We start from the raw sequence: 3,811 nt of genomic DNA, 5'->3' as shown, positions 1-3,811 counted from the left end.
TTTTTCAAAACTTCCCCAAATGCCCCGGAGTTTCCGCTCCCAAAAAAGAGGGTTACCAAAAGCGATTTTTCAGAAACCCCTTCGGATTTTGCTGCCTATTGGTTTGGCCACTCGACTTTTATCCTTGAACTTGATGGAAAGCGGATCTTGTTTGATCCGGTTTTTGAAAATGGAGGCCCCCTACCCTTTATTTTGAGAAGGTTTGGTGAGTCTCCACTTAAAAGAGAGGAATTGCCCGAGATTGATATTGTGGTCATTACCCATGACCATTATGATCATTTGGAGGCTGCTACCATAAGATTCCTCGCATCTAGAAACTCGAAATTTATTGTACCGCTTGGTGTAGGTGCAAGATTGGAAAGCTGGGGTATTGAGAAAAACAACATCAGCGAATTGGGTTGGCATGACACTAAGCAGGTTGGCTCGTTACAAATCACTGCCCTTCCGGGAATCCACTACACGAGCAGGAGTTTTAATGACAGGAACAAAACCCTTTGGGCCTCTTTTGTGATCAAAGGGAAAGAGAAAAAGCTATTTGTAAGTGGTGATACAGGATACGGGAAGCACTTGAAAGACATCGGAGAAAAATACGGTCCTTTCGACATGGCTTTTGTGGAAATAGATGGCTGGAACAAGGGATGGCCTTTGACCCATCTCTTCCCGGATCAAGCGGTTCAGCTTTGTCAGGATATAAATACCCAAGTCATGTTTCCCATACATTGGGGTGTATTTGATTTGGCGTTACATCCTTGGGATGAATCCATCAAAATGGTAGCAAAAATGGCTGTTGAAAAAAACATCGGGTTGGTGACACCCCTTATGGGCGAAAAAGTCACACCTGGCCTCAGCCAAACCAATTTTTGGTGGGAAATGCCAAACAGGGACAGGTAAATTTCGCGTGCAGATTATGTAGGATTTAATGAAAATGTGCCATTCTCTTTTCTCTAGTATTTTTCATATTCAATAAATATATTTTGATTAAAAACATATATTTATTGTTTATCAATAAATAATAATTATGTTTGTGACATCAATCTAAACTTTTACCAAAATGTCAAAAACAAACAAATTCGTATTTATAGTCCTGCATGTAGTGGCTTGGTTGATCTTCGTAGGTCTGAGCATAGAAGCAGGCGCATTGCTTGTCAATTTTGTGTACAGTCTTTTCAAGCCTGAAATTGTGGCCCACCTTTATGAGAAACTCGACTTAAGTGACATGTATAGCCGCAGCAAATGGGCATATTTCGGCATGTACAGTTTCATTTTGGTCATTTCCGTTTTGAAGGCTATCATGTTTTATATAGTAATCATGTTACTTATGAAACTAGACTTGGCTAAGCCATTCAGCAGTTTTGTTTCCGAAAAGATTTCACTGATCAGCTACTTTGCTTTTTCTATTGGAATATTAAGTTATATAGCACGGCAAACGGCCAAAAACCTCCTCCATCGCGGGTATGAAATCGACCAACTCGATAAGTTTTGGGTAGACAGTCAGGCTTTTATTTTGATGGCAGCCGTCATCTATGTCATTGCGACTATATTCAAGAAGGGAATCGAATTACAAAACGAACAAGACTTAACCGTATAAACCATGCCGATCATAGTTAATTTGGATGTAATGATGGCAAAGCGGAAAATGTCGCTCAATGAATTATCAGAAAAAGTAGAACTGACCCTTTCCAATCTTTCTATATTAAAAACCGGAAAGGCCAAAGCCATACGCTTCAGCACTTTGGAAGCAATCTGCTTGGCTTTGGACTGCCAACCGGGGGATATTCTGGAATTTATCGAAGACAAATAAAATGTGACGACAGCTAGTCATAAGAGGATTTACCTTGTTTCCATGAATACTTAATTGGAGGTGAAAAGTTTCATTAATAATATCATCATTCAACTGACAGGAAAGCCAAGAATTTTGTTTTTGGTGGATAGCGTGGGGGCATTGCTCACCACGCTTTCCTTGTTTGTGGTCTTAAGAACTTTCCATGAATTAATCGGAATGCCGGTTTCGGTTTTGACTTACCTTTCGATCTTATCTGCCTTTTTTTGTCTCTATTCTGCAGCTTGCTTTCTCTTCTTAAAACGGTATTGGGTTCCGTTTATTTGGATAATTGGAACTGCCAACTTCCTCTACTGTGTCATGACTTTTACCCTTGTTCAGGTATATTATGCGCAACTCACAGCATTAGGAGTTGCTTACTTTTTGGGTGAAATAATGATAGTGGGTATTGTTGTGTATATCGAGTTCCGTGTTGCGAAGGCAAAAAAAAAAAGGACAAGCGAGAATTTCTAACCGCTAGACTGTCAGTTCTAATAATCCATTTTAGTCTTTTTCAAAGCTATCCAGTTACAAAAGTCCGGCATAGGCTTGGAAAATAGAACGGCAATAGCCCCGCATCGGGCCTAATACCAGTAGCCTTGGGCAAGGTCCTTTAGAGGATTTTATACTTTGGAAAGCCTACATGCACCGAAGCCCATGGTAAGTTTTAAGGGCGATTGGTATTTCGGTCAAGAAATCTTCTAAGAAGGAGAATTTGAAATACTGAAATGGTGGGGATGGATTTCATTATTTTCACACTTAACATACCTTCCAATTTTCTAGACGTTTCATTCTTAAGTCACTTTTTGTCTTACCACAAAAAGTAACCAAAAAAGTCAAGAAATTTTAATCCTCCCACACACATACCCCCGCCGGCCCGGTAAAATTTCTTCCTTCCCGCAAGTGTTCTTTAGAAAGATTAATTGAAAAGTAGAAGATTCTTAGACTTGGTCAATGCAGATTTACAGCCCCGAAGCGGCCGCAATAACAATAGCCACGGGCAAAATGCTTGACGAAATTTTATACATTGGACAATCTATAGGCACGGTAGCCCATGGTATGAAATGTGAAAAATTACCTTAATCCCCATATCAATATCCAACCGCTGCCCCGTCTTCACTCGAAGAATCTGCCGCCCCGACATAGACTTTTAGCTTTGGATCGTAAGTGATTCCCATCAATACCCCTAGATTATTTGCCGGCCTCAAGGTATGTCCCATTTTTATAAGTGCATCACGGGTGTCCGGAGACAAGAGATGCTTTTCATAGACCAACATGTCCGGAAGCCATTGGTGGTGGATTTTCATGGCTTCGATGGCTTTGTCGATCCGCATGTTGTATTCCAAGACATTGAGGACCGTCTGAAACACGGTATTGATGATCGTCCTACCTCCCGGACTTCCGATGATGAGGTGGGGTTTGCCGTCTTTGGCGACGATAGTCGGCGTCATGCTTGACAGCATCCTTTTTTCGGGAGCTATGAGATTTGGGTTGGAACCGATCTGACCCCGGCTGTTGGTAATGCCTGCTACGGGATTGAAGTCCCCCATTTCGTTGTTGAAGATGAAGCCGAGTTTGGAGGAACCCATTCCTACCCCATAGGAATTTTCAAGGGTATAGGTCAGGGAAACGGCGTTGCCGTCCTTATCCACAACCGAAAAGTGCGTCGTACTGCTTCCGTCATAGAGTTGTCCAAACTTGGAGGAATCACTCAGTGAGGCCCTATTCATATCAATGTTATCAAACCGCTTTTTGGCAAATTCCTTGGAAGTCAACCTGTCCAAAGGAATCTCAGGATTGAAATCAGGATCGCCGAGATGCTCTGCCCTATCCGCAAAAGCTCTGCGCATCGCTTCAGCTACCAAATGCACATAGGCTGTAGAGTTGAATTCTATTTTTTGCATGTCGGCTTGTTCCATGAGGTTCATCATCTCGATCAGGGCTACACCACCCGAACTTGGCGGTGGCATAGAATAGATTTCATAGCCTTTG

Annotated in this window: 5 protein-coding genes; 4 read left to right on the top strand and 1 reads right to left on the bottom strand. The window is 41.9% G+C overall.

The annotated features are described in order from the left end of the window. From ACZFYI_RS17010 to ACZFYI_RS16995, 4 genes are all read left to right on the top strand, one after another. On the top strand, positions 1-891 hold an 891-nt coding region (locus ACZFYI_RS17010; protein ID WP_462525324.1), incomplete at its 5' end, for an MBL fold metallo-hydrolase. 160 nt (positions 892-1,051) lie between these two features. Continuing rightward, complete coding sequence (locus ACZFYI_RS17005; protein WP_462525323.1) at positions 1,052-1,588, top strand: DUF2975 domain-containing protein; 537 nt, start codon at positions 1,052-1,054, stop codon at positions 1,586-1,588. A 3-nt stretch (positions 1,589-1,591) separates the two neighbouring features. Beyond that, entirely contained in the window at positions 1,592-1,801 is a 210-nt protein-coding gene (locus ACZFYI_RS17000) for a helix-turn-helix domain-containing protein (protein ID WP_462525322.1), read from the top strand. A gap of 60 nt (positions 1,802-1,861) precedes the next feature. Next, the gene (locus ACZFYI_RS16995) at positions 1,862-2,293 is read left to right on the top strand and encodes a hypothetical protein (protein WP_462525321.1); all 432 of its coding nucleotides are present in this window, start codon (positions 1,862-1,864) and stop codon (positions 2,291-2,293) included. Between the two features lie 617 nt (positions 2,294-2,910). On the opposite strand, the gene ACZFYI_RS16990 is transcribed toward ACZFYI_RS16995, so the two are convergent. Further along, positions 2,911-3,811 (bottom strand): gamma-glutamyltransferase family protein (locus ACZFYI_RS16990; protein ID WP_462525320.1); only part of this gene is annotated, 901 nt, incomplete at its 5' end.

It is taken from the genome of Aquiflexum sp., from assembly GCF_977115555.1.
Note: the sequence above shows the minus strand (reverse complement) of the source record. Positions and strands in the feature narration are given on the sequence as shown.

What these genes read in the sequence shown, in the direction of transcription:
- ACZFYI_RS17005 (WP_462525323.1), top strand. Translation starts at nt 1,052, where the DNA reads ATGTCAAAAACAAACAAATTCGTATTTATAGTCCTGCATGTAGTGGCT.
- ACZFYI_RS17000 (WP_462525322.1), top strand. Translation starts at nt 1,592, where the DNA reads ATGCCGATCATAGTTAATTTGGATGTAATGATGGCAAAGCGGAAAATG.